This is a genomic window from Ulvibacter sp. 2305UL32-6 (assembly GCF_058148545.1).
The window spans coordinates 1-5,884 of the sequence record NZ_JBYVKA010000012.1 but is presented as its reverse complement, the minus strand read 5'-3'; the positions used below and the strand labels follow the sequence as shown (position 1 = coordinate 5,884).

General features: G+C 46.1%; 2 tRNA genes and 3 rRNA genes. All 5 read right to left on the bottom strand.

Features of this window, described 5'->3' with window-relative positions:
- Positions 1-53 precede the first annotated feature (53 nt).
- Positions 54-161 (bottom strand): 5S ribosomal RNA (rrf, locus tag ACY2RU_RS17300).
- Between the two features lie 149 nt (positions 162-310).
- A 23S ribosomal RNA gene (locus ACY2RU_RS17295) occupies positions 311-3,143 on the bottom strand.
- A 379-nt stretch (positions 3,144-3,522) separates the two neighbouring features.
- Positions 3,523-3,596, bottom strand: a tRNA-Ala gene (locus ACY2RU_RS17290).
- Positions 3,597-3,701: 105 nt separating this feature from the next.
- Positions 3,702-3,775: transfer RNA gene (locus ACY2RU_RS17285), tRNA-Ile, on the bottom strand.
- Positions 3,776-3,946: 171 nt separating this feature from the next.
- Positions 3,947-5,464, bottom strand: a 16S ribosomal RNA gene (locus ACY2RU_RS17280).
- The 16S, 23S and 5S rRNA genes sit together here with 2 tRNA genes alongside, the layout of an rRNA operon.
- Positions 5,465-5,884 lie beyond the last annotated feature (420 nt).

The following is a 5,884-nucleotide window of genomic DNA, read 5'->3' as shown; positions in this document are numbered from 1 at the left end:
TGATTTTAGTGCAAAAAAAAAGACTCAATCAAAATAAATTGATTGAGTCTTAAAGAAGGCGGCGACCTACTCTCCCACGAGTGTAGTACCATCGGCGCAAACGGGCTTAACTTCTCTGTTCGGAAAGGTAAGAGGTGAGCCCCGTCGCTATAACCACCTTAGTTTTAAGTCGGATCGTTTCGATCAGACTGCTGGCATAGCCAGCAAATAACATAACACATTGAGTAAGAATAGGAAAATAGTTATAATTAAGTTAGAATTTGCTCATGTAAAAGAGTTAGCCTCCCACCCTTGCGGGTGGGAAAGCGTCGTACATAAGCTTATGGGTTATTAGTATCACTCGGCTATGACATTACTGCCTTTACACCTATGACCTATCAACGTGGTAGTCTCCCACGACCCTTTAAAGAAATCTCATCTTGTGGTGGGTTTCGCGCTTATATGCTTTCAGCGCTTATCCCTTCCCAACGTAGCTACCCAGCAGTGCTCCTGGCGGAACAACTGGTACACCAGAGGTTAGTCCAATCCGGTCCTCTCGTACTAGGATCAGATCCACTCAAATTTCTTGCGCCCACTGTAGATAGAGACCGAACTGTCTCACGACGTTCTGAACCCAGCTCGCGTGCCACTTTAATGGGCGAACAGCCCAACCCTTGGGACCTTCTCCAGCCCCAGGATGTGACGAGCCGACATCGAGGTGCCAAACCCCCCCGTCGATGTGAGCTCTTGGGGGAGATCAGCCTGTTATCCCCGGAGTACCTTTTATCCTTTGAGCGATGGCCCTTCCATGCGGAACCACCGGATCACTATGCTCTACTTTCGTACCTGATCGACTTGTAGGTCTCTCAGTCAAGCTCCCTTATGCCATTGCACTCTACACACGATTGCCAACCGTATTGAGGGAACCTTTAGAAGCCTCCGTTACTCTTTTGGAGGCGACCACCCCAGTCAAACTACCCACCAAGCACTGTCCCCATCGCTGGGTTAGGCTCTAAACAAATAAAGGGTGGTATTTCAACAGTGACTCCACAACGCCTAGCGACGCTGCTTCGATGTCTCCCACCTATCCTACACATTATTTGTCCAAAGTCAATACTAAGCTATAGTAAAGGTTCACGGGGTCTTTTCGTCCCACAGCGGGTAACCGGCATCTTCACCGATACTACAATTTCACCGAGCTCATGGCTGAGACAGTGTCCAGATCGTTACACCATTCGTGCAGGTCGGAACTTACCCGACAAGGAATTTCGCTACCTTAGGACCGTTATAGTTACGGCCGCCGTTTACCGGGGCTTCAATTCAATGCTTTGCGCAAGCGCGAACATCTCCTCTTAACCTTCCGGCACCGGGCAGGTGTCAGGCCCTATACATCATCTTTCGATTTAGCAGAGCCCTGTGTTTTTGATAAACAGTCGCCTGGACCTCTTCACTGCGGCCCACAATAAATTGTGGGCGACCCTTCTCCCGAAGTTACGGGTCGATTTTGCCTAGTTCCTTAGCCATGAATCTCTCGAGCACCTTAGAATTCTCATCCCAACTACCTGTGTCGGTTTAGGGTACGGGCTGCTTCACTTGCTTTTCTTGGAAGTCGATTTGCTAGATTATCACCTTGACCGTAGTCTCAGTGTACTATCGCAGTGTTACCACTTGCTTCAACGTACTATTCCGTCAGTACGCACTAACTTTTCGCCTCCGTCACGTTTAGTGTGAGCAGGTACAGGAATATTAACCTGTTGTCCATCCACTACCCCTTTCGGGTTCGCGTTAGGTCCCGACTAACCCTCAGCTGATTAGCATAGCTGAGGAAACCTTAGTCTTTCGGTGTGCGGGTTTCTCGCCCGCATTATCGTTACTTATGCCTACATTTTCTTTTCTAGCCGTTCCAGCAAACCTCGCAGTTCACCTTCAATACAACTAGAATGCTCCCCTACCACTCACCCCTCTTGGGGGAGTCCATAGCTTCGGTAGTATGTTTATGCCCGATTATTATCCATGCCGGATCGCTCGACTAGTGAGCTGTTACGCACTCTTTAAATGAATGGCTGCTTCCAAGCCAACATCCTAGCTGTCTGTGCAATCCAACCTCGTTTATTCAACTTAACATACATTTTGGGACCTTAGCTGATGGTCTGGGTTCTTTCCCTCTCGGACATGGACCTTAGCACCCATGCCCTCACTGCTGATCATATTTTATAGCATTCGGAGTTTGTCAGGAATTGGTAGGCGGTGAAGCCCCCGCATCCAATCAGTAGCTCTACCTCTATAAAACTAATATCAACGCTGCACCTAAATGCATTTCGGGGAGTACGAGCTATTTCCGAGTTTGATTGGCCTTTCACCCCTACCCTCAGGTCATCCCAAGACTTTTCAACGTCAACGGGTTCGGTCCTCCACTATGTGTTACCACAGCTTCAACCTGCCCAAGGGTAGATCACACGGTTTCGCGTCTACTACTGCTAACTATGGCGCCCTATTCAGACTCGCTTTCGCTACGGCTCCGATTCTAAAAATCTTAACCTTGCTAACAACAGTAACTCGTAGGCTCATTATGCAAAAGGCACGCCGTCACAGATCAAGTCTGCTCCGACCGCTTGTAGGCGTATGGTTTCAGGTTCTATTTCACTCCCTTATTCAGGGTTCTTTTCACCTTTCCCTCACGGTACTGGTTCACTATCGGTCTCTCAGGAGTATTTAGTCTTGGCGGATGGTCCCGCCGGATTCATACAGGGTTTCACGTGCCCCGCACTACTCAGGATACCACTATCGGTAACTGTCTTTACTTATACCGGGCTATCACCGTCTATGGCCACGCTTTCCAACGTGTTCTAATTCATAAAGCACCAAATGTCGTGGTCCTACAACCCCAATATCGCCGTAACGACATTGGTTTGGACTAATCCGATTTCGCTCGCCGCTACTATCGGAATCACTATTGTTTTCTCTTCCTCCGGGTACTTAGATGTTTCAGTTCCCCGGGTTTGCTTCCTTGCGGATAATACATCTTCAATGTACTGGGTTGCCCCATTCGGATATCTGCGGATCAATTTGTATGTGCCAATCCCCGCAGCTTTTCGCAGCTTATCACGTCCTTCATCGCCTCTGAGAGCCTAGGCATTCCCCATACGCCCTTAATTTGCTTATTGTACTTTTTTGCTCTTAATGAGTTATTCATATTCGCTATTAGTTATACGATATAAGCCGTAAGTAAACTTACAACCTAACACTTAAAACTAATAACGTATTAATTATTACTTTTCTCGTATTCTTATTCTCAATATGTCAATGAACGTTTTTCCTTTTATAACAACACAATAAAGATGACGGCAGAACTGATTTAACATGTAGTATGTTTCCTTAGGTTGTTCTAACAGCCTATCCCTAGTATATCTTAGGAATTGATGTGTATATCGGAGTCGAACCGATCTAAAATCTAAACCATAACAGCTTAAACTCATTAGCCCCTAGTGGCTAATACCCTATTTCAATATGTAATGAACGTATTATTTCCAAAGAAATAAATAGTGGAGAATATCGGAGTCGAACCGATGACCTCCTGCGTGCAAGGCAGGCGCTCTAGCCAGCTGAGCTAATCCCCCATTTGTTTTCAGTTGTCGGTTATCAGTTAACAGTTATCAGTTAATTGATGACCTATACGTCAACTTGGAAAACCCAACTTCTAAAATTTCCTTTAATTTAATTTGTAGTCCCAGGCAGACTCGAACTGCCGACCTCTACATTATCAGTGTAGCGCTCTAACCAGCTGAGCTATGGGACTCTATTGTCCTTAGTTTTCAGTATACAGTTATCAGTTTTGATATACTGATACTTATGCCTTAAGACTTAAATTAATTAAAATTGACAAACTAAACCAAGAAAACACCCAAGGGTGTGTTCTGATGCGAACTTATCGTCGTACACTTTCCTGTTAAAAACAGGTAAGCTCTAGAAAGGAGGTGTTCCAGCCGCACCTTCCGGTACGGCTACCTTGTTACGACTTAGCCCCAGTTACCAGCTTCACCCTAGGCCGCTCCTTACGGTGACGGACTTCAGGTGCTTCCAGCTTCCATGGCTTGACGGGCGGTGTGTACAAGGCCCGGGAACGTATTCACCGGATCATGGCTGATATCCGATTACTAGCGATTCCAGCTTCACGGAGTCGAGTTGCAGACTCCGATCCGAACTGAGATAGGGTTTATAGATTCGCTCCTGGTCGCCCAGTGGCTGCTCTCTGTCCCTACCATTGTAGCACGTGTGTAGCCCAGGACGTAAGGGCCGTGATGATTTGACGTCATCCCCACCTTCCTCACGGTTTGCACCGGCAGTCTTGTTAGAGTTCCCACCATAATGTGCTGGCAACTAACAACAGGGGTTGCGCTCGTTATAGGACTTAACCTGACACCTCACGGCACGAGCTGACGACAACCATGCAGCACCTTGTAATATGCCCGAAGGAAAAGGTGTTTCCACCCCTGTCATACTACATTTAAGCCCTGGTAAGGTTCCTCGCGTATCATCGAATTAAACCACATGCTCCACCGCTTGTGCGGGCCCCCGTCAATTCCTTTGAGTTTCATTCTTGCGAACGTACTCCCCAGGTGGGATACTTATCACTTTCGCTTAGCCACTCAATCCGAAGATCGAACAGCTAGTATCCATCGTTTACGGCGTGGACTACCAGGGTATCTAATCCTGTTCGCTCCCCACGCTTTCGTCCATCAGCGTCAATATAATGTTAGTGATCTGCCTTCGCAATTGGTATTCTAAGTAATATCTATGCATTTCACCGCTACACTACTTATTCTAACCACTTCACATTAATTCAAGACAACCAGTATCAATGGCAATTCTACAGTTGAGCTGCAGACTTTCACCACTGACTTAGCTGCCCGCCTACGGACCCTTTAAACCCAATGATTCCGGATAACGCTCGGACCCTCCGTATTACCGCGGCTGCTGGCACGGAGTTAGCCGGTCCTTATTCTTACAGTACCGTCAAGCTCCCTCACGAGGGAGTGTTTCTTCCTGTATAAAAGCAGTTTACAACCCATAGGGCCGTCTTCCTGCACGCGGCATGGCTGGATCAGGCTCTCGCCCATTGTCCAATATTCCTCACTGCTGCCTCCCGTAGGAGTCTGGTCCGTGTCTCAGTACCAGTGTGGGGGATCCCCCTCTCAGGGCCCCTACCTATCGTAGTCTTGGTAAGCCGTTACCTTACCAACAAACTAATAGGACGCATACTCATCTTGTACCGTAACCTTTAATATAAAGACGATGCCATCTCTACATACTATGAGGTATTAATCCAAATTTCTCTGGGCTATCCCTCAGTACAAGGCAGATTGTATACGCGTTACGCACCCGTGCGCCGGTCGTCAGCGGTGCAAGCACCCTGTTACCCCTCGACTTGCATGTGTTAAGCCTGCCGCTAGCGTTCATCCTGAGCCAGGATCAAACTCTTCATCGTTAAATCTTAAATAATATTTATACAACTATAAGTTCGATTATCTCAAAAAATTTCTCAGGTATAATCTTAGTTTAGTTTTCAATATAAATCTATATCCTTTCGAATATAAACTCATACGCTTGTCAATTTCAATATGTCAATGAACTTTCTCCTCACGGAGTTGGTGATGAAAACGGAATCGAACCGTTAAAAAATTATTACCAAATCATCATTTTTATAAGAGCTTCGTGCGCTAAGCGGGTGCAAATGTACAACACTTTTTTAATTCCGCAAGACTTTTTAAAAAATAATTCAAAAAAAATTAAGACCGTTATTCTCGCTTTAAAAACTAAAGGATAATTAACTCCCAAAGCGGGTGCAAAGATAGAATGCTTTTCCGTTATAGCAAGCATAAAATCAAGTTTTTTTTAAATATTTTTT